The following is a 26,921-nucleotide window of genomic DNA, read 5'->3' on the forward strand; positions in this document are numbered from 1 at the left end:
ATTTATAAAATTATAATTTCATTAATTAAAAACAGCCCGGCGCCAAACGCTCCGGGTTGTTTTTGTTTTTTGCCTGTCCCTAATTAGAGCAGGGCAACTACCACAGCAAACAAAGCAACACCTTCTACAAGAGCTGCAGCGATGATCATGTTTGTTTGAATTTTTGAGATAGCTTCAGGCTGGCGTGCGATAGCTTCAACGGCTTTACCACCGATCTGCCCGATACCGATACCTGCACCAATAGCAGCTAAACCTGCACCAAGAGCAGCAACGTTACCAAAAACAGTTGTAGCAGCGGCTAAAACCATTCCAGCGTGTCCAATCATTCCAGTCATTGTTTGATAAATTTAAACGTGTATATATTAATAGATAATTAATTCAATATTAATGATGCTCTTCAATGGCCATTCCTATGAACAGCGACGAAAGCATGGTAAAGATATAAGCCTGCAAAAACGCCACCAGCAATTCGATGGTATCGATAAACACAGTGAACGCTACCGATACCGGTGATATCCATATTGTGTTAAAAATAAATATCAGGGATATCAAACTCAATACAATGATGTGGCCTGCAGTGATGTTTGCAAACAAACGTATCATCAACGCAAAGGGGCGTGATATAACCGATATGAGCTCCACCGGAACCATGATGATGTACAACCATATGGGTATAGGCGGCATAAATATGTGTTTCCAGTAATATTTATTGGCACTGAAATTAACTACAAGCAACGTAATAGTAGCCAGTGTTAATGTAACAGCTATATTTCCTGTCAGGTTAAAACCACCGGGGAAAACCGGGATCATACCAAATAGGTTATTGATCAGTATAAAAAAGAAGATGGTAAGCAGCAAAGGCATATACTTCGTGTACTTTACACCAATGTTCGGTATGGCCACATCATCACGGATAAACAGGATGAGCGGTTCGAGGAACGATTGCAAACCTTTTGGAGCTTTACCAACGCGCTTTTTGTAGGCTGATGATATGGTAAGGAATACAATAAGCAGCAAAGTTATAGTCATGAACATGCTGATAACATTTCGCGTAATAGAAAAATCCCATACCTTCTTATTCGCAGCTTCGTCCACCTTGCCCGAAGCATCGACCACCGCTATTTTATTACCTTCAAGCTTGTAGCTATATTTTACACCGGTATATACAGTCCCTTCAGGCAGTAAGTCTCCGGAAGAAAATTGCTCTAACCCCTTATCGGTATAAAGGATAACGGGCAGCGGAATTTTTGTCTCTTTTACAAAGGGGAAGACAATTGGCCAAAAGTGAGAATCGCCGATATGCTCCAATATCACATCCTTTGGCTCAAACTTCTTTTCGGCACCCTCCGGTGCCTTTTCCCGGGCGGATGCTGATTTTGAAAATGTGCCTGCGAGTAAAAAAAACGCGCAAATGAAGAAAATGTTAAAAATTTTTGAGTTCAAAATCTTGCCGCTTGTCATCTAAAATGAAGTTTTCTACCTTAAATTTTTGTGCCGCAAGTTACGTAACAGAACATAAACTTCAAAGACCATATTTAATAAATAAATATAAAAAAAATCACCCACGAAAACGTACTTATTTACCTTATTTTTCATCGAAAAGATGACAATAAAGAATATACAGGCCAATATTTTTATTGTGGTACCAGCCAGGAAAGCCTGGGTTGTGTAGTCCTTGTTTTTTTGCTGGATGAATAACATCAGCCCTACTACCAAAAACGTGAAGCCTGAGATGTAAAAAAAGATCAGCCAGAAATGTACCACCAGCCAATCGTCATAGCCATTATGCTGTAAAGCAATCGGCGGAATAGCCAGGCAGATTGTAAATAAAAGATAATAGAATACGGCTGTGCTGAGTTTCATTTACTTTGTATGGATGCCTCCTGATTTATGAAGTGCAAAGGTGCAGATTTTTATTATTTTACGAATAAAATTATGTTGCCGTTCCAACATCATATTTATCATTGCTATTCACTTTTTAAGAGATACAATAACTATGTACAATGAGATAAAGACGCCAACAAGCGCCAGTACCGCGGTGACCCATTTGGTTTGATGGCCGGCGGACTGATCGATCTTAGTTCCCAGGTAGGCAAGCCCGCCAATAATAACGATCATCTGGAAGCCAAGGCCGGAGTATTTCGCGTAAGCATTGATTGAACGGCCATTCTTATTATTTGGTTCATTATTAGTCATCTGCAAATTTATTGATCCTATTGCATACTATTTAGTAAATTAGCAAGGCTTTTATAAACTGTTGTTTTTACTTTGAGGCGCACTTCTGAAACATCTGTCTTTCGACGAATATACTTCCCGGTTTTAGTGCTGTTGATAGCAGGATGCTCACTCGAAAAGAAAAGCGGCTTCAACCGCGCCATGCAGAATCTGACGGCGCATTACAATATCCTGTTTGATGCCGACGAGATACTGCGCGAGAAACAGGAAAGTTACGCTTTGTCATTTGTAGATTCCTATAATGAGATATTGCGCGTTTACCAGGATACAACGGCACAGAGCGGCACCCCGGATAAAGACCTTGAGGAGGCCAAAGCAAAAGGCAACAAGATCATCAACATTAAAGAGCAAAGCCACTACCTTGGCGACGCCTATTTGGTTTTAGGAAAAACGGATTATCTTGAGGCCAATTATTTCGACGCAACGGAATATTTCAGTTACGTGGTAAGATCGTTCCCGGAGGAAAAAAAACTGTCTGAAGAAGCTTTGATGTGGAAGGCCCGTACCCTGATCTGTCTGGATCAATTGCCGAAAGCAAAACTGGCTATAGATTCGGCTGTTTCGAACATTGATAAGAAAACAAAGAAGAGCACCATCGCTGATATTTACGCCACGAAGCTGCAATATGATATTGATGTGCAGAATTATGAAGAAGGCGAACAGGTGGCGAAAAAGGCAATACAATTCTGTCGTAATAAAGGTCAGCGGCTGCGCTTGACCTTTATTATGGCCCAATTGCAGGAATTGAACAATAAAACAACCGACGCTTATAAAAACTACAGCAGTATAGTAAACAGCAATGCAGCGTTCGAAATGGCTTTTAATGCTAACCTTAATCGTATAAGGATAGAACAAAATGAGACCGGCGCCAAAGTGAACCGGATAGACCGGCTGCGCAGCTTAATCAAAAACGAGAATAATAAAGATTTTATAGACCAGGTATATTACCAGATAGCGCAGTTATATTATACCGGCAAGGACCTGAACAACGCCATCAAAAACTATCACCTCTCAATAAACTATAGCCGCAAAAATCAAAACCAGAAGGGACTCTCCTACCTGCGGCTGGCCGATATCTATTTCAAAGACCGGGGCGATTATGTGGCTGCCAAGAAATATTACGATAGCACGCTTTTTAGTTTGTCGCCCGGCTATCCGGGTTACCAAACCATCAAAAAGAAAAGCGACAACCTGCAATTGCTTGCAGACAGATTTAGCATCATATCGAGGGAAGATACCTTGCAAATGTTGGCGAAGCTGGATGAAAAAGCCAGGAGCACGCGTATAGATGCGATGGTTAGTAATGAGACACTGCACCGGCAGCAGGTTCAGGCTGGTATTGATAACGCGATAGCTGCAAATAATACGCAGCCGGGCGGTCCCCAGGGTGGCGGCGGGAGCACATTTTATTTTTATAACAGCAACGCCGTGAGCCAGGGCTACAACGATTTTAAACGCCGATGGGGCAACCGCAAGCTGGAAGACAACTGGCGGAGAAGCAATAAATCAAATGGCAATTCGACGCTCACCACAGCTGAAAGTATTGACCCTGACGCGCCGGCTGACCAGGCAGCGAAAGGCAAGGGCGTTAATGCCGGTGATTACCGCAAACAATTAATAGACAACCTGCCGCTTACACCGGAAAAACTCGCCATATCGAACAAGCTTATTTATGATGCCTATTTTGACGTTGCTAATTTTTACCGGGATATATTAGGCGACAGGAAAGAAGCGATCGCGACCTATGAGTTATTGCTGAGTCGTTTTCCGGATAGCCCGGACAAACCGGCTTTATACTATAACCTTTACCGCTTATATACCGATGACAACAACCAGGCAAAGGCAGACGAATATAAAAACCTCCTGCTGAAAAACTTCCCGGATACGCCATTTGCGAAAATTATTGTCGACCCGGATTACGGCAAAAAACTGAATGATGCCGATGCCGAGCTAACTGAAAAATACAACCAGGTTTATGACGCTTTTTCGAAGCCTGACTATCCACGTACCATATTGCTTATAGATGCTCTTCAAAAACAACGGCCGGACAATAAATGGGCCGCTCAATTGGATTATCTTCGGGCAATAGCTCAGGGACATTTGGAAAAGCTGGATCCATTTAAAGCCGATCTTGCCGCTATAATAAGCAAATATCCAAACGACAGGCTGATAACGCCATTAGTGAAGCAACATCTAATTTACCTCGATGCCAATCGCGATGCTTTGTTTAAAAGACCAGTCGTACTAACGGACAAGGACCCGAACGAGGAACCTTTTGTACCACCGGCGATGACAGAAGCCCAGCAAGCCGCCGCCAGGTATAATAACCTCCTTGCAGAACAGCAGGCTGCTGCTGTAAAGCAGGCCGAAGCTGCAAAAGTTGTAAAGGACCCTTTAACAGGTAAGCCGGTTGTTGAAAAACCAGACTCGGCTAAAGCCAATACTGTTCAGGGTAAAGTTCCTTCTGCAACCAAAGAAGCAGCCAAATCATCAATATTCTCGATGCGCGACAGCACGAATTACTATTTTGTAGTGAATGTGAGCACGGCAACCGTAAACCTGGCCTCATCACGTTTCGGCATAGGGCAGTTTAATCGCGCTAACCTGGCAGGCAGTGCCATTAAACACCAGCTGATGAGCGTAGGCGACAACAACCAACTGATTTACGTGGGACGGTTTTACAGCCTCGGAGCAGTTAAAGATTACGCCCGTGCTATTATCCCGCTGATGCCGGATATTATGAAAGTTCCGAAGGACCAGTATAGTTTTTTTATCATTACGCAGGAAAATTTGGATAAGCTGAACAATAAATCTACGCTGGACAGTTATATAGATTATTACCAGAATAATTATTGAAATAGCTACTATTGCTTAAAATTAAATTGAAAGAGAATGATCGTCGTTAAATTATCGCAACAGGATATCAGGAGGTACAACGGCTATATTTGGAAGTTTTTTATCAGCTGTTTTTTGCTGGTGGTGCTGCTGATAGTTGGTACGTACTTTGGTATTTTTGGCCCGCTGCCGTCATTCCGCGACCTGGAAAACCCAAAAAGTAACCAGGCGTCCGAGATCATCTCATCCGACAAACAAACTTTAGGCACTTATTATGTAGAGAACCGTTCGAATGTGACCTATAAGGAAATATCGCCCAATGTTATCCACGCGCTGGTAGCTACCGAGGACGAACGCTTCTATGAACACTCGGGCATCGACTTCAGGCGCCAGTTTACCATCCTGTTTCTCAATATTTTTAAAAGCCAGGGCGGCAGCACCATTACCCAGCAATTAGCTAAGAACCTTTTTACGGAACATCCTTCACGAAATAAGATCGTTCGTTTTACCCAGAAAATGAAGGAATGGATAACCGCCGTAAACCTCGAAAGGCGGTATACCAAGGAAGAGATCATCACGATGTACCTGAATAAAGTAGATTTCGGCGCTTACAACACTTTTGGGATCAAGTCGGCGGCGCGCACTTACTTTAATACAACGCCTGATAAACTAACGCCCGACCAGGCTGCTATGCTAATAGCTATGATCAACGGGCCGGGATACTATTCGCCGATCAATCATCCCGACCGGCTTCTGAACCGCCGAAATTACGTGGTGCTAACACAGATGGCGAAATTGGGATACCTGAGCGAGGGGCAACTGGCAGAATTTAAGTCCAAGCCACTGGGATTACATTTTAACCGGATAACGCATAACGACGGACCGGCGCCGTATTTCAGAGCTGTATTGAAAAGAGAGGTTCAGAAAATATTGCAGGACGAGTCGATCGTAAGAGCCGACGGAACCTCTTATGATCTTGATCGTGATGGCCTGAAAATTTACACGACCATCAATTACACGATGCAGCAATATGCCGAAGAGGCACAGGCCGAATACATGCGTCAGTTACAGGTGCAGTTTAACGATCACTGGAAGGGATATAGTTTATATAAAAGTATCAAAAACTTCAAACTGCTGCTTGACCAGGGTATGCACAGGTCGGACAGGTATAAGGCCGATACACTGCAGGGCATGTCGGCAGACGAGATCAAAAAAGATTTCAATACACCTACCAAAGTAGACCTGTTTACCTGGAAAGGCGATACCACGATGACGATGAAACCCATCGACTCGATTGTGTACTCAAAATTGCTGCTGCGCAACTCCATGATGAGCATGGACCCAACCACCGGTTATATTAAAGCCTGGGTTGGGGGTATAAATTTCGAGCACTTTAAATACGACCAGGTAAAATACGGAACGCGACAGGTGGGTTCAACAGCAAAGCCGTTTACCTATTCTGTGGCTATAGATAATGGGTATTCGCCGTGTTTAAAGGTAGATAACGTGCCTGTTGAAATTGACATACCGGGGCAACCACCGTACAGCCCGCGTCAATCACAATCCGACCTTCAGCCGGGAGCCATTACTTTACGAACTGCCCTTGCTTTCTCGCAGAACTATGTTACAGCATGGGTTATGAAACAGGTGGGCCCCGTTCCGGTTATGAACCAGATAAAAAAAATGGGGATAACCAGTGAGGTGGGGCCTTATCCATCAATCTGCCTTGGCTCATTTAATGCGTCGGTTTTTGATATGACCGGGGCGTACTCTGTATTTGCCAATCATGGGATATGGACGGAACCGACCTTCATATTGCGCATAGAAGATAAGAAAGGCAATGTGCTTTATACCCACAGACCACGCGTGACACAGGCTATGAATGAGCAAACAGCTTATGTAATGACCTACATGCTGAAAGGTGTTATTGAAAACGGCACCGGCTCGAGACTTACCTACAAATATGGCATCCGCAACCCGGTAGGCGGCAAAACCGGCACCACGCAGGATAATTCCGACGGCTGGTTCATCGGTATTACGCCACAATTGGTTACCGGTGTGTGGACGGGCTGCGAGGACAGGGACATCCACTTCAGGTCGACGCGGCTGGGTGAAGGAGCCAACACAGCATTGCCTATATTTGCGGGCTTTATGAAGCGGGTATATGCCAATGAATCACTCGGTATTAAAAAGAATGTCGACTTCGATCCTCCAAAATCCCCGCTTACCGTAACGCTCGATTGCAGCGCGTACGACCAGCAGGAACAGGGACAGAACCCGGCATCGGATGTGGATAAGAAGCTTGGGTTTTAGTGGTTTATTGTAAGGTTGGAAAGTTGAAATATTGCAAGGTTGATTGGGTATTCGACAATCCTTTACCAATTAACCGATGAACCAATGGCTAATGAATGATTTTGATTATAGGGAGGCGTTAAAAAAAATTCCCCATAAACCAGGGGTATACCAGTTTTGGGATACGGATAAGGAACTGATTTACATTGGCAAGGCCAAAGATCTTCGGAACCGGGTTACCTCCTATTTCAATAAGGATACACAGGTCAATGCCAAAACGCGTGTACTGGTATCCAAAATACGCAACATAACTTTTACCATCGTAGATACGGAGGTAGATGCCTGGCTGCTGGAAAACAGCATGATAAAAAAGCATCAGCCGAGGTATAATGTGATGCTGAAAGATGATAAGACCTATCCATGGATCATTATCAAAAATGAGAATTTTCCGCGCATATTCTGGACACGGCGCATTGTCCGCGACGGTTCCAAATACCTGGGCCCGTATGCTTCGGTTAGCATGATGCACGCCATTTTGGGGTTGATCAAAGAAACCTATCCTCTTCGTACTTGTAACCTGGCACTTACACGGCAAAATATCGATGCAGGGAAATTTAAGGTTTGCCTCGAATATCAATTGGGTAACTGCAAAGGCCCTTGCCAGAACTATCAAACCGAAGCAGACTACGAGCATAATATCGAGGAGATAAAAGATATATTGAACGGCAAGATAGGTGCGGTACTGCGCAACATGAAAGCCGACCTGGATGCAGCTGTGGCCAGTCTCAATTTCGAAGCGGCACACAAGCTGAAACGAAAATTCGACCTGCTGGAGAACTACCAAAGTAAGTCGACCGTCGTCAATTCGTCTATCACCGATGTGGATGTTTTCAATATCGCATCGGATGAAAAATACGCGTTCGTCAATTTCCTGAAAGTGATGAACGGCACCATCATTCAAACCCAAACCATCGAGCTGAAGAAACGGCTGGATGAAGGCGACGAAGAGTTACTTACCCTGGCTATATCAGAGTTCAGGAGCAGGTATAACAGCCATTCAAAAGAAGTGATCGTGCCGTTTCACCCGGATATTGATGATGGACAGATCAAGTTCACGGTGCCTAAGCTCGGCGAAAAGAAAAAGCTGCTTGATCTTTCACACAAGAATGTACTGTTCTTTAAAAAAGAGAAGATAGACCAGTACGAAAAGCTAAACCCTGAAGTGCGTACTGAGCGGTTGCTTATGGTGATGATGAAGGACCTGAGGATGAACCAGTTGCCCCGGCATATCGAATGTTTTGATAATTCGAACTTCCAGGGGAAATATCCCGTGTCGGCTATCGTTGTGTTTCGCGACGGGAAACCATCAAAAAAGGACTATCGCCATTTTAACGTAAAAACCGTTGAGGGGCCAAATGATTTTGCTACTATGGAGGAGGCTGTACACCGCCGCTATCGCCGCATGCTGGATGAAGGCTCCGAACTTCCGCAACTGATCATTATCGACGGTGGTAAGGGACAATTATCATCCGCAGTGAAAAGCCTCAAGTTACTGGGGATAGATAAACAGGTAACGGTTATCGGCATTGCAAAACGTCTCGAGGAGTTGTATTACCCCGGCGACCAATACCCTTTATACCTCGATAAAAAATCGGAGACGCTGAAGATCATCCAGCAACTGCGCGATGAGGCCCACCGTTTCGGCATCACTTTTCACAGGAAAAAACGCGACAAGGGCACTTTAGCAACTGAGCTTGAGCTAATAGAAGGAATAGGAAAAACGTCGGCCGACAAACTGTTGAAATACTTTAAGTCGGTTAAAAAAATACGAAATGCGACAGAAGACGAGTTGTTGGAGGTAGTGACCAAAAAGCAGGCGCTTGCAATAAGGAGTTATTTTGGGGAGGCCGCTAAGAGCTCTTAAATGCACCTGATATAGCAACGGCCGCATAACTTATTGCAAAAGAAAAAGTCTTAAACCGTTATCCGGCCTAAGACTTTCCTCTTATAAGTTAGGGCTATTTTTTTCTTAGTATTGCCAAAGATTGAGTTCCCAATCCATCAGCTGTTTTTTCACTTTTTCCGATTCGTACAGTTTATCTATACCCTGCGCGTAGTCTTTGATTCGTTCATCTTTATCGTTGGATACCTTCACAATGTAGCTGGTGAATATCCTTTTCATAAATACGTCATCGAAACTCAGTCCTGTATTATCATTGCTGCGGTCAACTGCTTCTTTGGTAGCCAGTATGGGCCGGGCATCGGGGAAATATATCCAGAAAGCGGGCTGGTAATCCAGGTTAAGACCGGTCACCTTTTGCTTCACCATAGGCGCAATACCTATAATGCGCGGTTCGAATATCGAACGCTGGCGGTCGAATATCCAGTCTTCCTTGATACGGAATTTAACAATGCTGTCGGGGTTAAACTCTCCGGGCTGCATGGTCGAGCCGATCTTGTCGCCCGTGTTTTTATCAAATCTGTCCACCAGTACACTATCAGCCATTTTTGATTTGGCCTGGGCAGCGGTCAACGGTTTTGCAAACGCATCGCCGTCCGGATCATCTTTACTTGGGTTAGCATCATAGGCAGTTAGCTCGCCTGCTGCTACAGCGTCCATCAAAATGTCAATGAGGCGTTGTTTTGGCGAAGCCAGGTACTGGTTCATTTTTTCGCGAACATCTATCTCGCGCCATACACGTTTGGCATAAGCCACATCCGATTCACGAACATTTGCATAAGGTGTAACCCTGGCATTCAGGATATTGGTTTTTTTGTAATATCCATCAAGCGGCCTGTCAAACGGCTTTGCGGGCGCGGTGGCTACCTGTTGTTTTTTTGTCGTATCCACAACAGTTTTGGCACCGGTGTTACCGGCCTGCTGTTGCGTGGTGGTTGGCTTTGAGGTGGTTTTTTTAACCTTCTTGCGCTGGGCAAACGCACCCGCACACGCCAAACAAAGTACAATAACCAAAAATCTCTTTTTCATATCCTTTTAATTTGCCGATAACACTATCGGATCCAATCCACGTTGTGTGCCGTCAGGGCCTACTGCTACAATATCTTTAAATACTATGGTCGACCCCGGGCCTATCGTATTTATTGCTGCACGCATCTGGCTGGTCAACTCCGAACCGGTGGCCGAATATATGATCGGGTCCTGGCGCGGCTTGATCACTAAGATCGTAAAGCGGGTCACATTAAATTTAGCGTCAAAATCAAAGTTGTCCAGTTTGGCAAAAACCCTGTCCTGCGCTTTAATATTAGCAGCGCTTGTATTGCCACCGCTTTTCCCCGCAAACTGTGGTTTTGGGTCGGGTATACGTTTTACACGGAATTTGGTTGCACCTAACACGGTTGTTTTCCCCGGCGCAATTTCGCCGGATACCGTTACCACATCGTTATCACTTACTGAATTAACCGTGGCTATATAGTGCCCGGCCGAGCCGGATAACGAGCCTGCCGATATACTCACATGCAGTTTCTCTTTTGCGATGCCCGGGGCAGATACCGAAATAGGGTTTGGCACGCCAATGTATAATACATTCATCTTATCAGGTGATACAACCGCTGATGGTTTTGCCACCATGTAAGTTTGAGGCGGAGTTGAATACGTTTTATAGGTACCGTCTGTTTGCTTAACCTTGATAGTACCTACCCAGGTATGAACACCTTCGCTGCCGGTACTGCCCGAATACTTGCCTTTACCACCTTCCGTCGGAAGCCTGGAGCCATCTACGGTAACCTCGGGGCTTGATTTTGAATCCGATGCTGTCAGGAAAACATCAGCCGTATAAGGTTGCCCAACCAAAACGTAGCTTGTAGGCGCAACGGCAACAGCATTGAACTGGTCGAGATTTACCTGCGCCTGGTCAACTTTTCCTAATAACTTCTTTATAACCTCGTTTTCGGAGTTTTTGACATCCGATTGTATTTTTACAAAAGCTGTCATTGCGGCACCCATAGGGATACCATCTCCAAAATTAGCTTGCTCCCAGTCTTTATTAGGGAAACCATCACGTTTTTTTGGCGGAGTCGCTTGCAATGAAAGATTCATTCCCACACGATCTTTGGGATCTAATAGTGCTAACAAAGCATTTCTTGTATCATCAATTCTTTTATGCAACTCATAAGCTGCTCTTTTTTCGCCGCCAACCATCAAGTGATCCGATGCTGCTAAATCTTCCCGCCCTTTATAATCATTTGTTGCTGCGTCCATTCCACCTGTCGCATCCTCCAATTGTTTTTTTAATGATTCGATGTAGGCATCTAGGTTAGTAGCCAATTCCCTCGCCTTTTTTGCTTTTTTGTACGGTTCTCTAGCTCGTTCAGGTTCATCTTTCAATTTCGTCTTTTCGAAAGCATCAAACGTATTATTAATACCGATTTGAACATTATTTTTAGACGAGTTTAAGCTATCGCTGATATTTTTAAATGAGTCCAGCAAATTCTCCGGTACGTCAAGAGCTATAAGGCCCAATAGTACCAGGTATAGGATACCTATCATTCGCTGTCTTGGGGTTTCTTTACCGCCGGCCATTTTATCTTATTTATTCGTTTGTAGGGTCGTTATTAAATCAATTATGAACGTGGCTGGCTCATTGCCGATAGCATGTTACCATAAATAGAGTTCAGCGTGCTCAGGTTTTTAGACAAGCGCGCAACTTCTGTTTTGAACTGCTGAGAATCTTCCAGCGATTCGGTAAAGTTTTGCATAGTTGACGCCATACTGGTGTAAAACTTGTTCATTGACTTCAGATGAGAGCTCGAGTCCTGCAACTCCAATTCGTATACTGCGTTCAATGCCGACAGGTTTTTGGCCAGGTTATTCACCTGCTCATGGTAAGCCTTTGAGTCGATATTCGAATTAGCCATTTCTGACAGGTTAGCTGATGCTGCTTCGAAAGCGCTGCTCAGTTTATCGTAGCTTGCACTTGCAGTTTTTACTTTTGATGAGAATTCGCTTGTAGCTGCGCCTGCATCGGCAACTTTTGAAATGTTTGCTACTTTATCGCCAAAAGTTCTCAGGCCTTCGCCCAGGCTGCCTATCAATTCAGGACCAATTTTTGCGTCGTCCAGCATTTTATCCAAGGCTGCTGTACTTGATGTAGCGCCGATGCCGCGTGTTGTTGCAGTTGGAAGTTCTCCTTTAAAATCTTCACTTAATTCAGGATAAACGCGCGTCCAGTCGATGTGCTCTTCTACGTTTTCCCTCATAAAACCTAAAAGGAAAAATAGAGCGGCTTCAGTAATAAGTCCCGCTGATATAAATGTACCACCGTAAGGCCAGTGCTGAATCTTAAATAATAACCCAATAATAACCACAGATGCTCCCCAAGATACGATATTGGTAATTCCGTAAGGTTTTTTCTTCCCTGTCATGATAGTAGAATAATTAGAATTTAATTTAGTGGATGATATTTTGTTAGTGTTTGTCTTTAATGTCGCGGCCAAGGTAATGCGTCACGCAACGGAAGCCGATGTATGATTTTGCAGTATCCTGGTATTCATAAGTACGGGTAGCATTTTGCAGGAAATATCCCACATCTTTCCACGAGCCACCCCTTACTACTTTACGTTTTAATGCAGGCGGATCGCCGGGTTTGGCATCATAAGTAAAGTTTGGGTTCAAATCGTGTGTAAAAGTTGAGGCCGACTCGTCAAATGCGGTCAAGGTCCATTCGGCTACGTTACCGGCCATATTATACAAACCAAAGTCATTTGGAAAATACGAGCGCACATTTACGGTATAAGCGCCGCCATCGTCGCTGTAATTACCACGACCTGGCTTAAAGTTGGCCATAAGGCAGCCTTTTGCATTTTTGATATACGGACCACCCCACGGATAATCGGTACCAACCCTGCCGCCGCGTGCCGCGTATTCAAATTCAACCTCGGTCGGCAAAGTATAAGTTAACCTGTGTGGTAAGCCGCGCGATTGTTTATAGTTCTCGTTGTAGCGCGTGCGCCATACGTTAAACGCACGTGCCTGGCGCCAGGTAACCCCCACAACCGGGTAGTTACGATAGGCGGGGTGCGAAAAATAACCTTCAACCATCGGTTCATTGGCAGCGTACGAAAAATCGGACAACCAAACCAGCGTGTCAGGATATACCGGAACCGTGTCGCGATAAATGAAATCTGAACGGTGTTTTGTTTTATCATTCTTGTAATCGGCCGCCTCGCGAAGGTTTACGATAGAATAATTGTATTTCAGCAGGCGCACATCCAGTTCGTTGCGATCGAAAATACGATCGTCGCCCTGATAATACATGCCTTGCAGCTTAGCCATGTTAGCGTTGTTACCCTTCCTGTTCGCATCAAACGAAATAGGGTAGCGTTTTACATAAGCCCAGTTGATATATTTTTTACCGTTATTGGTATTGCCAGCCGCTTTGGGCTTCATGAAATACTTGGGATCGTTTAGATAATTGGTGATAGCGATAGAATCGCGCACCCATTGTACAAATTGCTTATACTTGGTGTTCGAAACTTCAGTTTCATCCATGAAAAAGGCTGACTGGGTAACCTGTTTAGTTTGGGCCAGCTGTGCGAAAGTAACATCCTGATCCGTTTGACCCATTAAAAAGGTACCAGATGGTATATATACCATGCCGTATGGTACTTCAGCCCTAAAGGACTTTTGGGGAATGCCCGTTAACTCGCCCCTGTCACCTGTGCCTTTTTTGCCGCAACCGCCAAGTACCACACTTCCGGCTAAAACCACTATTAAAAAGTAAATCTGCTTCATTTTTAAATCAATCAGTTATTGAAGATAACGCAATATGACCTCTACTAATATATTAATTTTACTTTAAGCAAAACGTTAAATGTTTTTTATATGTAAAGTTCTCGCCATACTCCATAGCAAAAATATAAATTAATAGTTTATTGCCATAAAAAAACAAAATAACTTATAATTAACCACTTATCGTTGTAGCAGGGTAATTATGAGGCATTATACGGCTCCGCGCTTTTGAAAGTTGCGGGCAAATTCCATAATTTACTATAAATTATTTGTTTACCATCTTTACATATTGTTCAATGGCCATGGTCATTGAAGGAGCGCCGGGGGTTGGCGCGGGGATATCCAAAATAAGACCGGCATCCAACACGGCTTTGTGTGTAGTAGCGCCAAAGGCAGCTATGCGGGTGTTATTTTGCTTAAAATCAGGGAAGTTCTTGTAGAGAGATTGTATGCTTGAAGGGCTAAAAAATGCCAGTACATCGTAAAAAACGTCGGCCAGATCGGACAGGTCGCTGCATACCGTACGGAACAATACGGCGGGGGTAAAATCATAGCCATTATCCAGCAAAAATTTCTGCGTTTCTTCTGCTGCAACGTCAGAGCAGGGATACAGGAATTTTTCACTTGAATGTTTTTTTAATACTTCGGCCAGGTCGGACGCGGTTTGTTTGCCGAAAAATATTTTTCTTTTACGGTATTGAATATATTTTTGAAGATAAAGGGCGATAGTTTCTGAAAGGCAGAAGTATTTCATGTCAACAGGCACCTCAAAGCGCATTTCTTCGCAAATACGGAAAAAGTGATCGGCTGAGTTTCGGCTCGTAAAGATGACAGCGGTAAAATCGGGCAGGTTGATCTTTTCTTTCCTGAAGTCTTTTGCGGGTACACCCTCAACATGAATAAATGATCTGAAATCGATCTTTAGATTGTATTTCTTTGCCAGTTCGGAATACGGGTTTTTGTCATTCTCGGGCTTTGGCAAAGTAACCAATATGCTTTTAACCTTTTTCTTTCTTTCTTCCAAAATACTTATATATAAAAACGTGACGCCTATATCTTTAATGCCTTAATCAAAATCAAAATAGGGCAAATTTCGAGGGCACAAAGATAGACAATTAAATAAAATTTATGAAATAGAATGTTAGAAATGATGCCTACGCTCCCCCGCAGGTATTGCCAAACGACTATAGCCGCTATGAGAATGAAGGCAAAAAACAGCACATATTTTATAAACGGGTCGGGCAGCAAACTGAAGCAAAGAGAGACCGGCAAAAACACGAAACCTACGTTAAAATAGGTAAGGTAGGATACCGATAGATATTCGCTGACCAACTTGCCGGTGCCAAACACAAAACCGAGAAATTTGACCACAAGGAACTTGACAGCAAACAGTACCAGGATGATAAAAGTAAGCGAAAAGAACAGCTGGGCGCCCCCGATGGTATAATATACATGCCGGTATGCCGAAAACTGGTAAAGGAACAGCCCGAATGTAAGTGCGAACAACAGGAAGAGCGCCAGGAAGGTCCACGAGTTGATGCCCCCATCCTCCTTGCTAACCTGGTTAAGCATACGCTTACTATAGAACGATTGCCATACGCTCTCGACATCCTTACCCATAAAAAGGTTAAGTATGGCCGCATAGATCAACAAAGCAAGGATAATGCCGATAACCCACCTATCTCGCGAAGGACGGCTGCTGCCTTCTTTCAGTAAACTTTTTGATTTGGTATGGATATCCAGGTAATTGGTACCCTTATACATATACTTTTGGATCAGGGTATCCATCAGCATATCGTGCCGGGCCGGGTCGGCAGGGCGGATGTATTTGGTGGCCAGGGAGTCCTGTACCAACTGATCATGCTGTTGCATAGCCAGTGCAACGGAATCCAAAAAAGGCAGGTGCTTATTTTGCGTAGCAGCCGGGGCCAGCGTATCGCCGTTTTTTAAGGTATCAGAAACCTGCTGTGCGAGGGCATTCACAGTAAAAAACAACATCAGCAAAAAGCACGCGGCAAAAGATCGCATACGGTAAATACTCTCAATCAATACGATCGCAAAGGTACCGCAATATTTAGTTGCTTTTATTCAATACAAATTATTTAGTGTTAAATAATTTGCAAACAAATACAGGCAGCCCGCCTGTTTACCTGGTGAATTTAGCAACGTATGACTGTCCATCCGCACCAGTAAAACTACCCGCGGCATAAATGTTGCCTTCTTTATCCGCGATAACGACACTAATGGGGTTATTCGCAGCCAGCGCATTAGCGCCTCCCAGTTCTGTCCACTTCAGGCCGTCCCACTCAGCTACATAATATTTATTACCGGCGTTGGTAAATTGACCGGCAACATAAACATGGCCATTACCATCAGTGGTTATTGAATTGATATCTCCATTAAATATGGCATCGCCCAATTGCGTCCACGCTGATCCATTCCATTTTGATATGTACCTTTTATTGTTAATATCGGTGAAACGACCCCCTGCATACAGATTCCCGGCATTATCAAGCGCAACGCGACTGATAACTGCGTTAGCCTGCAATTTGCCTATGGGAGTCCATCCGGTACTGCTATTATATTTAGCTACATAATAATAGCCGTCGGATTTATAATCGCCGGATGCATAGAGGTTACCCGATGGATCGGATATAAGGCACCAGGCTTGCGGATTGGATAGCGCAGTAGGTGGATTACCGATGGACACCCAATTACTGCCGCTTCTTTTAACAAAATTAGTACCAACTGTAGTCACTATGCTAAACTCGGAATACGCCACTCCCGCCGGATCAACCGCAAGTACATCAAGGGGTTGCTTGGATAAATGTGTGCCAACATCCTTTAATGACGACCAGGTTGAACCGTTCCACATCACAGCATTCTTATAACCGGTCTCGTCGGTAAACTCACCGCCCAGGTAAACATTGCCCACGTTGTCCAACGCGATAACGTGACCCGCATCATTCGCGTTTAGCGCTCCCACGTCCTTCCAGTCGGTGCCGTCCCAAACATTTAAGTTCCATTCGTCATTACTATTAAAGTGGTCTCCGGCAGCATATAAGTTCCCTTTTGCGTCTATTTTCATATCAAAAATATAACCATCCGCCTTCATCGCATGGCTATCTGTCCCCAGCCTGCTCCATCCCTTAGGCGTGGCGGGTGTTTTTGGTTTGTTGTTATCCGAATCACTTTTACTACAGCCAAATACCAGGCTGTATATAAGAAGGAAAAAAAATGCACGTTTCATATTACAGCGTTTTAGTATTATCAAAATTTCTACAATTATAGCTTTGGGTAAATACTCAATTTATAGTACCCCGGTCATTTAGCAGCAGGGTATTTAACTGCCGGTCACATCACCTGCCGTGGCGGTTTACACAAATGTTCCTATCCCATTTGGCGGTTCGGGCGGGACTTTTTGCTGTGCGGGTTGTGTCTTTGACCTTGACGCCGGTCAACCCATTTTTAACAGGGCCTATCAATAAGACGGTTAATAAAAAATAAAACGATAACTGCTTCATTGTTCCGGGGTTGTAATACCCAAAACTTGAACAATAATCACCAGCAGTAAATACTCAATTTAGAGTATGCCGCATAATACCTTGCATTGATAAATTGCGCCGGATACAGGTTTTTTGATATATTTATTACGGCATGAGAATACTGACCCGATCACTTTATCACATTACAATACTGGTAGCTTTGGTATTGACACTACCTGATGGGCTTTTTGCGCAAACACGGGTTATCGACGACCTAAAGAATAAAATTGCAAATGCCCCACCGGCCCGGAAACTCCAACTTTTGCTGGCATTGGGAGAATATCATCAAAGTATCAATAAAGATTCACTTTACCGGTATGCATTAACCGCCCGCAAACTGGCAAAACAGGTTAAAGATGCTGATAAGCAGGCGCTGGCCGATATCATGCTGATCAACGCATACCTGCGCGACAACCGGACAGATGGCGCCGCGTTATTAACCGACTCGGTCTTAAAACATTATTCATTTGAAAATGCGGCAACACGGTCAATTTATTTCAAACTTGAAGAATTGAAAGTTGATTGCTTTGGAGATGCGTCCGACTATAAAAATGCGCTTGCGCAATTATACCAGATCATCCGCGAAGCAGAACAGGCCGGCGATGCGACGGCCCTTGCCAGGAACATGAGTACTGTCGGTGTGATCAACTACAACCTCGATCATGTTCCGGTGGCCTTTTCCTGGTATTTTAAAGGGTCGGCGCATATAACCGATGAACCGCGGTTTGATTCGCCGGCAGCGGTATTATACATCAACCTGGCGGAAACTTACCGTTGGGTGGGAAAAACGGATTCGGCGTTTTTCTATGTCGACAAAGCCATCCCGCGGTGCAACAGGGTATCGAACCTGTTTTACATGGCTAATGCACTGAGGGTTAAGGCCAGTATTTTAAAAGATCAAAAGAAATTTGATGTAGCTGAACAAGTGATGATGCAATGCATCGCTATCCGCGAAAAAGTAGAAGGCAAACTGCCATTATCAAACGAGAAACTTGCGTTGGCATCCATTTACATGCGTGCGCAGCAACCAGGTAAAGCTATTAATCTTTTGAACGAAGCAATAGCGAGGTCCGATTCGGCCGCAAAAGCTATTTCGATCAAAAATAAAAAGCCGGCCACAGAGATTTCTGCCTTAAAAATATCGGCATACCGTACGTTGGCCAAATGCTACCAGGATAAGGGAGACACCAAAAATTATGCGGCCACCCTCGAAAAACTTATTCATGAAAATGACGCCTTTTACGCAGCTAATTCGGCCGATGCCATAGCCGAACTTCAGGCTAAATATGACCTTCAAAAAAAGGAAAGCACTATCGCGAAACAGCAATTGGCCATCGCAGAAAAAAACTACCTTTTATATGGCTCGATGATCGTACTCCTGCTGCTGGGCCTGGTGGCATGGTTGGTGTTTGTTAATTACAAGCGCAAACAAAATGTAAAAATGCAACTGGCGCTGAATGAAGAGAAACGGCTGGCGGCCCTATCCATAGTAGAAGCGGAAGAAAAGGAGCGGCGGCGTATAGCTGCCGATCTGCATGATAACATCGGTGCGTACGCTACTGCCATAAGCACGGATGTGGAGAAGATAATGGATGGCAACGAACGCCATAATGACAGGACCTTAAACAACCTGCATCAAAACTCAAAAGAGATCATTAATTCTCTGCGCGATACCATCTGGGTTTTGAACAAAGAGCACATCACAATAACAGAGATCAGCGACCGTATCAAAAACTACATCGGTAAGTTTTCGGCAACCTATGATAAAATTGAATTCCACATACAGGAAAATATTGAAAACGATGTTAGTATAGGATCGCGGCATGCACTAAATATATTCCGGATAATGCAGGAGGCGCTGCACAACGCTGTTAAACACAGCCATGCAAAAAATATAACCATTGCCATTATCAGCAATGGAAACATTCATATTGAAGTAAAGGACGACGGCACAGGCATGCCTGCGGATGCCTTCAGTAAACATGGGAACGGATTACTGAACATGCAGGAAAGGGCCGAAGAGGTTAATATGAAACTGGAGCTGGCTTCGGGCAACGGCGACGGAACGAGCTGGACATTATATACTGCAAAATGAGTATTTACGGGTCCGTAACCCAGGTATATCTTTATACATTTAAACATAGAAAATGAATAAACCCTTGCGGATAGGTTTAGTGGATGACAAAAAGGTAAACCGTACCAGTATAACGGACAAACTACGGCAGTTTGATAATCTTGACCTTTGTTTTGTCGCGATAAACGGCAACGACTGCCTGGAGCAGTTAAAACTGATGCCCCTTCACAAGATGCCGCAGGTGATATTTATGGATCTGGAGATGCCGGGCATGAACGGCATACAAACCATCAGCATTGCCAGGTCGCTTTACCCGGATATATATTTTATCGTATTGACCATTTTTGATGATAACGAAAAAATATTTGACGCCATAAGGGCGGGCGCACATGGCTACTTGTTAAAAGATGAGAGCGCCGCGGGCCTGCGGGATGCGATTGTGAATATTGCGGAGCACGGCGGCGCACCGATGAGCGCTGCTATTGCGCGGAAAGCCTTCCAAATACTGAGCCGGGTTGAAGTAAAGCCTGATGATACAAAAACTGAAACAGGAGTATTTGACGAACTGCTTACCGACCGGGAAAAAGAGATACTCCAACAAACCATTAAAGGCCACGATGCCAAGCGGGTGGCTGAAATTATGAATAGCAATGTATTAACCGTTCGAAAACACATTGCCAATATTTACCGCAAATTACACGTGAGCAGCAAAGCCCAGGTCATCGCGATGGCGCACAAGAACAACTGGCCGCAATAAAAGAATATGCCTACTTTTGCAGAATGGCGGGCATCTACATTCACATTCCTTTTTGCAAGCAAGCCTGCCATTACTGCGATTTTCATTTCAGCACTTCGCTGGCTTATAAGGATGACCTGCTGAAGGCAATAATCAAAGAGATTGGCCTGCAAAAAAACTACTTTGATCAAGAATCCATCGAAACCATTTACTTTGGTGGAGGTACGCCATCACTATTGAATGGAGATGAGGTCAATTCCATAATTGATACCATTACAGGGTTGCATACGGTATCGTCAAATGCTGAGATCACGCTGGAAGCCAATCCGGATGACCTGGATAACAAAAAGATACAGGAATTACGGGGCACGCCGGTCAACCGTTTCAGCATAGGCATACAAAGTTTTTTTGATGAAGACCTGAGATGGATGAACCGGGCACATAGGGCCGACGAGGCAGAATCGTCGGTAAAGCGGGCGCAGGATATGGGGTTCGAGAATATTACGGTCGACCTGATCTATGGCTATCCGCTGCTTACAGACCAGAAATGGAAGGCGAATCTTGATAAAGTTTTTGAACTGCAGGTGCCGCATGTGTCCTGCTATTCGATGACGATTGAGCCACGCACCACGCTTGCATCGTTCATCAAAAAGAAAGCAGAGCCACCTATGAACGAAGGGCAAAGCGCCGATCAATTTTTATACCTGGCGGATGCGATGCAACAGCATAGCTTCGAGCATTACGAAATCTCCAATTTTTGCAAGCCAGGACATTATTCGAGGCACAATACCAACTACTGGCAAGGGGTAAAATACCTGGGCATAGGGCCTTCGGCACATTCTTATAACAGTGAAACCCGGCAGTGGAATATCGCCAATAATGCAAAGTATATCCAGGGCGTTTACAGTGGAAACATACCCGCGGAAACAGAGGTACTTACCGAAACCAATCGCCTCAATGAATATATCATGACCTCGCTGCGCACCATGTGGGGGCTCGATCTTGATCAGTTAAATGTCATTGCTGCCGGTTCGTCCGATATTCTGCTGAAACTGACCGGCGAGTTTTTTGACAAGCAGTGGATACGCCGCGAAAACAACATCCTCTACCTTACCCAAACCGGCAAATTATACGCCGACCACATAGCCGCTGAGCTCTTTTTTTAGGAGCTCGCGCAACTACGAAATATTCCTGTTTCCGGTTTGAAATAGCTTAAAACCTTAGGCTATTGGAATTATACCTGCCTTAAAATCCATGGCTGTACTCCGCCCGTATCTTCCCCAAACATCACAAAAATTTAAAACACAAAATGAAAAAATTGATTATCGCGGCGTTTGCTTTAGCAGCTATCGCATTTGCGCCAAGGACTTATGCTCAAACAAAAATGGTAGGCGGGGCAGCCATGTATCCTACTAAAAATATTGTTGAGAACGCAGTTAACTCAAAAGACCACACTACGCTTGTTGCAGCTGTTAAAGCAGCGGGTTTGGTTGAAACTTTGGAAAGCGCAGGGCCTTTCACTGTTTTCGCACCGACCAACGAGGCATTCAATAAACTGCCTGCCGGTACAGTCGATAACCTGGTAAAACCTGAAAACAAAGCAACGCTGACCAAAATTTTAACTTACCATGTAGTTGCCGGAAAACTTAGTTCGGCCGACCTGATGGCGAAAGTGAAGGAAGGTAATGGAAAAGCGGAATTAACCACCGTACAGGGCGGCAAACTGACCGTGATGCAGCAGGGTAAAAAACTTTACCTGGTCGACGAAAAAGGCGGCAAATCATGGATCACCATTGCCGACGTAAACCAGAGCAACGGCGTTATCCACGTGGTGAATACCGTATTGATGCCGAATTGATCAGTTAGCTTTATATGTTTGCAGTGTAAACTGAAGGGCCCGGGTGCGAAAAGCGTCCGGGCTTTTTTGTTTACAGCGTCATAATATTTGTTGGTAGCGATTAGTAACCCGAAAGCGTTATCTTTGCAGCTTTGCAAATAAGGATCTGAATTGCATATGAGTTTTATACTGAAACCGATTGATACTGTAGAGAACATCAGTCCGGAGGATTTTACTGAAAACTACCTGAAGCCGCGCAAGCCTTTGGTGATAAAAGGGCTCACCAAAAACTGGCCCGCCCGAGAAAAATGGACGCCGGAATATATGAAACAGGTGGTAGGGAACAAGGTAGTTCCGTTGTATGACAACTCCAAAGCCGATCCTTCCAAACCGATAAACGCCAAGGCTGCCGAAATGCCTTTTGATCAGTATATCGACCTGATCATGTCGGAGCCAACGGAATTGCGTATTTTCTTTTTCAACATTTTCAAACAGGCGCCGCAGCTGCTGGACGATATTGTTTTACCAAAGGACCTGATGGGCGGATTTTTGGAAAGCATGCCGGGCATGTTTTTTGGCGGATCGAACTCCGTCACTTTCCTGCACTACGATATTGACCTGCCACATATTTTTCACACGCACTTTGTGGGCCGCAAGCACATTATTTTGTTCGAAAACAAATGGAAGCGCCGCCTGTACTGCCTGCCAAATGCCACTTACGCTTTGGAGGATTACGATGTATCCAACCCTGATTTCGAGAAATTTCCAGCGTTGAACGGTGTCGAGGGTATCGAATTATTTCTCGAACACGGCGACACACTTTTTATGCCTACCGGCTGGTGGCACTGGATGAAATACCTGTCCGGCTCCTACTCGCTTAGCCTTAGGGCCTGGGATGCTTCCCTTACGCGCAAAGCGGCCAGCTTATACAACCTCGCGGTAAAAGGCGGTGTTGACAGCCTGCTGAAAATGGCGCTTAAAGCTGATTACGCCCAATATCGCGAAAAAACCGCCATTAAATGGGCAAACAAAGCATTGGCCAAAGGGCAACCAAAATAGCATTTACCGCAGAGACGCATAATTATGCATCTCTGTAATTCATTTCTTCATGTCATTCAATTTCCGCCGCGTGTCTTCGGTCTCATTCAAACTCAGCGATTTTGAATAGGCTTTTATGGCATTTGCCTTATCACCACGATCCGCGTAATAATCGCCCAAGCTGTCAAAAGCATTGGAACTGGTTGGGTGATTATCGGTATTGCGCTTAAACAGTTTGTACGCTACATCCCACTTCTTCCGGCTCATGCAATCGTAAGCCACGTTATTGATCAGGTCTTCCGTAGGCTTAACGGCATACCCCAATTTTTCGGAAACAACCCTGTAATGTGCCGCAATAACCGAATCTTCGTCCAGTTCAGGGTGACCAGCGAACTGGCTCGTCCTGAACTGATAATAATCAAAAATATAGCGCAGCGCATCGTACTCCGATGTTAACTCAACCGTACCATGCCGTTCATTAGGGTAAAATTTGGATGTCCAGCGCAAACCCGGTGGTTTGGTAGCCCGTAAAATGTGCACAAAAGGAATTACCGATTGCGGAATGGGTGCGGTAACACTGGTGTCTTTCAATATTGAAATGGTGTCCAACCCGGCTGGAATATTATTGGCTATAGCTATAAATAAGGACTTTTTATTGAAATTATGTTTGGACAGTTCCACTTCATATTTTTTTATCCAGTGCTGTTCGTCCCACCAAAGGCTCGGGTCGAGCGCGATATAAGCGTTGAATAAACTGGTATGATTGAAAAACGCATTCATCACCGTTAATCCACCAAGGGAGTGACCGCTGAACAGCCTGTATGGGGCAGCAGGGTAATGCGATTCGATGTACGGCATCAGCTCCTTTTCGATGAACCCAATAAAGTTCTCACCGCCTCCCGATTCTTTCGAGTTAGTCACATGGGTAGGTGTAAGGTCGCGCTCGCGGTTGGTATTGGGAATGCCGACCACAATCATCGGCGGCGTTACACCGCTCATTTGTTCATCAATTGCTACTGCCGACTGAAAATGATCCTCGCCATCCAGTATATATAAAACCGGGTACTTTTCTGTTTTATCGCCGTGGGGGACGTGTACCAATACCGCGCGCTTTTCACCAAGTATTTTTGAGTAGACGGTATCGATCGTGCCAATAGTTATCCGGTTATCTTTTTGTGCGAAAGCGGACAGGGAAATTATCGAAATTATTAAGGTCAGTAATTTTTTCATGTTGCCGGGAAAGTGTTTTTCAATAGACGGCTTTTACGCCTGCGATGTTACACAAGAACTTCACATAGCAAAACCGTGTACATGAAACAGGGTTAACATGGTTAACATATTGTCACCTCAACAACTCGTAATTATTTGATTATCAATATTTTAATAAAGAAATCAATTTAAAAGTGTAAACCATAAAAATCACCCCTCCCTGTAGGTTTTACAATTTAAATTGTAATCAGATTGACCTCTTCTGTCAACATAGTAAATATTTGTATTTTCACGTTGTACATAAAGCACTAAATAATGTTCAGCTTGTTCAAAAAAAAGAAATACCTACCTCTTAGCGACTACCCGGAAAGTTGGTCAATAATAACGGAAAAAATCACCCACACTGTCATTAGAATTAATTTGGGATACAAGGATGCCATTGCTCATCCTGACTATCCAGTAAAAATGGGTATCGCAATACCGGTAGAAGAACATGATGAGATTATTATGGGAATAAAAAGCGAGATTGAAGATATATTAAATGATATCTTGCTTAAAAAAAACGATGGTGCTCTCGTCGCCATTATATCAGGCTTGGAAGGTCAAAAGTTTATCGAGTTTTTGTCTTACACAAAAAGGGGCGGGATTAATTTTGCTAAAATACACCAGGATCTCAAAGACAAATTCAAAGATTACGAAATACAAATGTATGCTGATAACGATGTAAAATGGGAAGCCTATAGATCGTTTGCGCACTTGTAACGGTCTAAACACTTATGATTTAGACGTCGAAACATTGTATCTCAACATTTGATAAAACTAATCACTATATCTCACTTCTCAAATCTATGAAGTATGATCACAAACTATTTTCCATTCACCATTTATCTTCCGGAACCATAGCGTAAAATAACCGCCGGGTTCGTCCTTTTCGCGTTTCAGTTTCCAGCCGCCCATTACAAAGGCATTGGCTGGGTCGAGTATCCTCACCTGGATAATATCGAAAGTAAGTTGCCCCATGGCCGCCCGGTCGGGGTACCCTTTTTTATAATGATCGAGTGTGGTTTGCCAGCCATAAACCGGGGCAGTTTTGCCCACAAACATCAGCGAGTCCGACTTCCAATAGCCTTGCATAAAACCTTCAATATCGCCGCGGTTCCAGGCGTCCTGCTGGGTGGCCAACACTTTCATTACGGCTTCTCTATCCTGCGCAAATAAAAAGCAGGTGTAAAGAACCAGGATGCAGGAGAATAATATTTTCTTCATGATCTAAATATATTAAATTAGGAACGGGCTAAGAAACATAACTGCTTTTCATAAAAAGCTTTTAGCTTTGGTCTTTTAGTTTTCTGCAGAAAATGGCAAATCAGGTTCTATGTTTTGGTGAAATACTTTGGGATACCTTCGACGATGGCAAAAAGCCCGGTGGAGCGCCTATGAACGTTGCCATGCACCTGGCACAACAACAGGTAAATGTGGCCTTTGCCAGCCGGGTTGGCGATGACGAAGCCGGCGACGAACTGGTGGAGTTCCTGAAAAGGAACAACCTGTTCTCTGACCTTATCCAGCGCGACCCGCAGCTACCCACCTGCGAGGTTACCGTCGAACTCGACGAACAGCAACATGCCACTTATATCATACCGCAGCCGGTATCGTGGGATAATATTCAATTAGACAACGCTTTGGTACAAAGCGCTGTTCATACCTCGGCTATTGTATTTGGCAGCCTCGCCTGCCGGGACGAAACGACCCGTGACACCTTGCTGAACCTGCTGAATGAAACGAAAGCGCTCAAAATATTCGACGTGAACCTGCGCGCCCCGCATTACACCTTGTCGACCATAGAAACTTTGACCGCCCGCGCCGATGTGGTGAAAATGAACGAAGATGAAGCAAAGTTGCTCATCGGGGGCAGCAAGAGCGACCTTCGCGGTATGATGAACGAATTCAGATCCAAATATCATCCAAAAACCATTGTCGTAACAAGGGGCGAACATGGTGCCATTGTATGGCACGACCATGAGTTTTACGACTCGCCCGGCTGCCCCGCTACCGGCGGCGATACCGTTGGCGCCGGCGACTCGTTCCTGGCAACTTTTATAGCCGGGCTGTTGGCCGGCGAGAATCTGCAGAATGTGGTGGACAAGGCCTGTTCCGTTGGTGCATTTGTAGCGAGCAAGCGTGGCGCCAATCCGCCTTATGACGATCATATCAAAAAGTTGTTGGGTCTTGAAAAGTAGTAAGAGCAGTGGCAGCAGCAGGAAACGATGTTGTAACAAGACTGCTACCGCCTAGTGCCACTGCCACTTCATTAACTAATGTCATAGCAAGCTAACATTTCCGTTGCATAAGGGCCGTTTTCAAACTTTTAA

General features: G+C 44.5%; 23 protein-coding genes. 10 read left to right on the top strand and 13 right to left on the bottom strand.

Annotated elements, in window-relative coordinates:
- Positions 1–83: 83 nt before the first annotated feature.
- The 4 genes from atpE to FRZ54_RS23945 form a co-directional block, all read right to left on the bottom strand.
- On the bottom strand, positions 84–335 hold the full coding sequence (gene atpE / locus FRZ54_RS23930; RefSeq protein WP_446685951.1) for an ATP synthase F0 subunit C: 252 nt from the start codon (positions 333–335) through the stop codon (positions 84–86).
- A gap of 49 nt (positions 336–384) precedes the next feature.
- Positions 385–1,461 (bottom strand): F0F1 ATP synthase subunit A, encoded by a 1,077-nt coding sequence (gene atpB, locus FRZ54_RS23935; RefSeq protein WP_147034315.1) that lies wholly within the window; start codon positions 1,459–1,461, stop codon positions 385–387.
- 15 nt (positions 1,462–1,476) lie between these two features.
- A complete protein-coding gene (locus tag FRZ54_RS23940) occupies positions 1,477–1,863 on the bottom strand; it encodes a hypothetical protein (RefSeq protein WP_147034316.1) in 387 nt (128 codons plus the stop codon).
- A gap of 108 nt (positions 1,864–1,971) precedes the next feature.
- Complete coding sequence (locus FRZ54_RS23945; RefSeq protein WP_147034317.1) at positions 1,972–2,196, bottom strand: AtpZ/AtpI family protein; 225 nt, start codon at positions 2,194–2,196, stop codon at positions 1,972–1,974.
- Between the two features lie 72 nt (positions 2,197–2,268).
- Between FRZ54_RS23945 and porW the strand changes: the two genes are divergently transcribed.
- The 3 genes from porW to uvrC all read left to right on the top strand — a co-directional run bounded on the left by porW (position 2,269) and on the right by uvrC (position 9,286).
- Positions 2,269–5,091 (top strand): type IX secretion system periplasmic lipoprotein PorW/SprE, encoded by a 2,823-nt coding sequence (gene porW / locus FRZ54_RS23950; RefSeq protein WP_147034318.1) that lies wholly within the window; start codon positions 2,269–2,271, stop codon positions 5,089–5,091.
- A 36-nt stretch (positions 5,092–5,127) separates the two neighbouring features.
- Positions 5,128–7,383 carry a penicillin-binding protein 1A gene (locus FRZ54_RS23955; RefSeq protein ID WP_147034319.1) on the top strand — a complete coding sequence of 752 codons (2,256 nt, stop codon included), beginning with the start codon at positions 5,128–5,130 and terminating at the stop codon, positions 7,381–7,383.
- Between the two features lie 91 nt (positions 7,384–7,474).
- The gene (gene uvrC, locus FRZ54_RS23960) at positions 7,475–9,286 is read left to right on the top strand and encodes an excinuclease ABC subunit UvrC (RefSeq protein WP_147034583.1); all 1,812 of its coding nucleotides are present in this window, start codon (positions 7,475–7,477) and stop codon (positions 9,284–9,286) included.
- Positions 9,287–9,391: 105 nt separating this feature from the next.
- Here the strand turns inward: uvrC and porN are convergent, their stop codons facing one another.
- The 7 genes from porN to FRZ54_RS23995 form a co-directional block, all read right to left on the bottom strand.
- Positions 9,392–10,351 (bottom strand): type IX secretion system ring subunit PorN/GldN, encoded by a 960-nt coding sequence (porN, locus tag FRZ54_RS23965; protein WP_147034320.1) that lies wholly within the window; start codon positions 10,349–10,351, stop codon positions 9,392–9,394.
- A 6-nt stretch (positions 10,352–10,357) separates the two neighbouring features.
- Positions 10,358–11,902 (bottom strand): type IX secretion system motor protein PorM/GldM, encoded by a 1,545-nt coding sequence (porM, locus tag FRZ54_RS23970; protein WP_147034321.1) that lies wholly within the window; start codon positions 11,900–11,902, stop codon positions 10,358–10,360.
- A gap of 41 nt (positions 11,903–11,943) precedes the next feature.
- Entirely contained in the window at positions 11,944–12,744 is an 801-nt protein-coding gene (porL, locus tag FRZ54_RS23975; RefSeq protein ID WP_147034322.1) for a type IX secretion system motor protein PorL/GldL, read from the bottom strand.
- Positions 12,745–12,787: 43 nt separating this feature from the next.
- Positions 12,788–14,113 carry a T9SS ring complex lipoprotein PorK/GldK gene (porK, locus tag FRZ54_RS23980; protein ID WP_147034323.1) on the bottom strand — a complete coding sequence of 442 codons (1,326 nt, stop codon included), beginning with the start codon at positions 14,111–14,113 and terminating at the stop codon, positions 12,788–12,790.
- Between the two features lie 262 nt (positions 14,114–14,375).
- Entirely contained in the window at positions 14,376–15,134 is a 759-nt protein-coding gene (locus tag FRZ54_RS23985; RefSeq protein ID WP_187359708.1) for a uroporphyrinogen-III synthase, read from the bottom strand.
- Between the two features lie 26 nt (positions 15,135–15,160).
- Positions 15,161–16,138, bottom strand: coding sequence for a DUF4271 domain-containing protein (locus tag FRZ54_RS23990; RefSeq protein ID WP_147034325.1), 978 nt, complete (start codon positions 16,136–16,138; stop codon positions 15,161–15,163).
- 118 nt (positions 16,139–16,256) lie between these two features.
- Positions 16,257–17,360, bottom strand: a complete 1,104-nt coding sequence (locus FRZ54_RS23995) for an NHL repeat-containing protein (protein WP_147034326.1) — start codon at positions 17,358–17,360, stop codon at positions 16,257–16,259.
- Positions 17,361–17,767: 407 nt separating this feature from the next.
- Between FRZ54_RS23995 and FRZ54_RS24000 the strand changes: the two genes are divergently transcribed.
- From FRZ54_RS24000 to FRZ54_RS24020, 5 genes are all read left to right on the top strand, one after another.
- Complete coding sequence (locus FRZ54_RS24000; protein WP_147034327.1) at positions 17,768–19,750, top strand: tetratricopeptide repeat-containing sensor histidine kinase; 1,983 nt, start codon at positions 17,768–17,770, stop codon at positions 19,748–19,750.
- 52 nt (positions 19,751–19,802) lie between these two features.
- Positions 19,803–20,486, top strand: coding sequence for a response regulator transcription factor (locus FRZ54_RS24005; protein WP_147034328.1), 684 nt, complete (start codon positions 19,803–19,805; stop codon positions 20,484–20,486).
- A gap of 23 nt (positions 20,487–20,509) precedes the next feature.
- Positions 20,510–21,631 carry a radical SAM family heme chaperone HemW gene (gene hemW / locus FRZ54_RS24010; protein WP_147034329.1) on the top strand — a complete coding sequence of 374 codons (1,122 nt, stop codon included), beginning with the start codon at positions 20,510–20,512 and terminating at the stop codon, positions 21,629–21,631.
- A gap of 143 nt (positions 21,632–21,774) precedes the next feature.
- Positions 21,775–22,323, top strand: a complete 549-nt coding sequence (locus FRZ54_RS24015; RefSeq protein WP_147034330.1) for a fasciclin domain-containing protein — start codon at positions 21,775–21,777, stop codon at positions 22,321–22,323.
- 156 nt (positions 22,324–22,479) lie between these two features.
- The gene (locus tag FRZ54_RS24020; RefSeq protein ID WP_147034331.1) at positions 22,480–23,361 is read left to right on the top strand and encodes a cupin-like domain-containing protein; all 882 of its coding nucleotides are present in this window, start codon (positions 22,480–22,482) and stop codon (positions 23,359–23,361) included.
- 39 nt (positions 23,362–23,400) lie between these two features.
- Here the strand turns inward: FRZ54_RS24020 and FRZ54_RS24025 are convergent, their stop codons facing one another.
- On the bottom strand, positions 23,401–24,570 hold the full coding sequence (locus FRZ54_RS24025; RefSeq protein WP_147034332.1) for an alpha/beta hydrolase-fold protein: 1,170 nt from the start codon (positions 24,568–24,570) through the stop codon (positions 23,401–23,403).
- Positions 24,571–24,864: 294 nt separating this feature from the next.
- Between FRZ54_RS24025 and FRZ54_RS24030 the strand changes: the two genes are divergently transcribed.
- Positions 24,865–25,311, top strand: coding sequence for a DUF695 domain-containing protein (locus FRZ54_RS24030; protein WP_147034333.1), 447 nt, complete (start codon positions 24,865–24,867; stop codon positions 25,309–25,311).
- A gap of 84 nt (positions 25,312–25,395) precedes the next feature.
- On the opposite strand, the gene FRZ54_RS24035 is transcribed toward FRZ54_RS24030, so the two are convergent.
- On the bottom strand, positions 25,396–25,815 hold the full coding sequence (locus tag FRZ54_RS24035) for a YybH family protein (protein ID WP_147034334.1): 420 nt from the start codon (positions 25,813–25,815) through the stop codon (positions 25,396–25,398).
- A gap of 92 nt (positions 25,816–25,907) precedes the next feature.
- Between FRZ54_RS24035 and FRZ54_RS24040 the strand changes: the two genes are divergently transcribed.
- Entirely contained in the window at positions 25,908–26,789 is an 882-nt protein-coding gene (locus FRZ54_RS24040) for a carbohydrate kinase family protein (RefSeq protein WP_147034335.1), read from the top strand.
- The last annotated feature ends 132 nt before the right edge of the window (positions 26,790–26,921 follow it).

Source organism: Mucilaginibacter ginsenosidivorans (assembly GCF_007971025.1).
GTDB classification, from domain to species: Bacteria; Bacteroidota; Bacteroidia; order Sphingobacteriales; family Sphingobacteriaceae; genus Mucilaginibacter; species Mucilaginibacter ginsenosidivorans.